The sequence below is a fragment of the Mesobacterium hydrothermale genome (genome assembly GCF_035818635.1).
Classification (GTDB): domain Bacteria; phylum Pseudomonadota; class Alphaproteobacteria; order Rhodobacterales; family Rhodobacteraceae; genus Mesobacterium_A; species Mesobacterium_A hydrothermale.
Map to the genome: position 1 here is coordinate 1 of NZ_JAYLLH010000076.1, position 544 is coordinate 544.

1 protein-coding gene is annotated in these 544 nt (G+C 58.3%); it reads left to right on the top strand.

The window, feature by feature from the left end; genetic code table 11:
* The first annotated feature begins 141 nt into the window (after nt 1-141).
* Nucleotides 142-483: a LysR substrate-binding domain-containing protein gene (locus tag VK792_RS19500; protein WP_326299595.1), complete on the top strand. Its 342-nt coding sequence runs from the start codon at nt 142-144 to the stop codon at nt 481-483.
* Nucleotides 484-544: the final 61 nt, after the last annotated feature.

Sequence of the window (544 nt, forward strand, 5' to 3'; positions counted from 1 at the left end):
TGCTTGCCGCGGTTGATCACATCGCGCAAAGGCGCGCGAAAAGCGCCGGCCCCATGACAGCCTCATCTCACAATTAATGGCAAAAAATGTCGCCAAACGCGCCGTGTCTCAGATTTAGGGGCAACGCGACATCTGGCGATTGTGTGGGGCTACGCGGATTACAACGGCTTCAAGCGGACTCGGCTCGTTAGCCCCCGAATGATCCTTGTGGCGGCACCAGCGCTCAACGTTTCAATGCTTTCAGGAGCCGCCGACCATGTTTTGATCCACGAGGCGAACGACCACTGGTGGCGTCTTGTTTACCAAGAGGCGAAGCAGCAATACCCCGAAGACGCGGATGCGCTGACGCTGACCCGATGCGATCTGCCGATCGAAGCAGCTCGTTTGGGCCTTGGCATCGCTGTCGCCGACGACGTGATCGCCGAGCAAGAGCTGCGAGCCGGAACACTTCGTCCTGTCCAAGGTCCAAGGCTAGTGGATTGATCGCGACAAACGAGTCCGAATTGGGATTCCCATTTGGTGCTGGCCGTGCGAGTCATGCTGA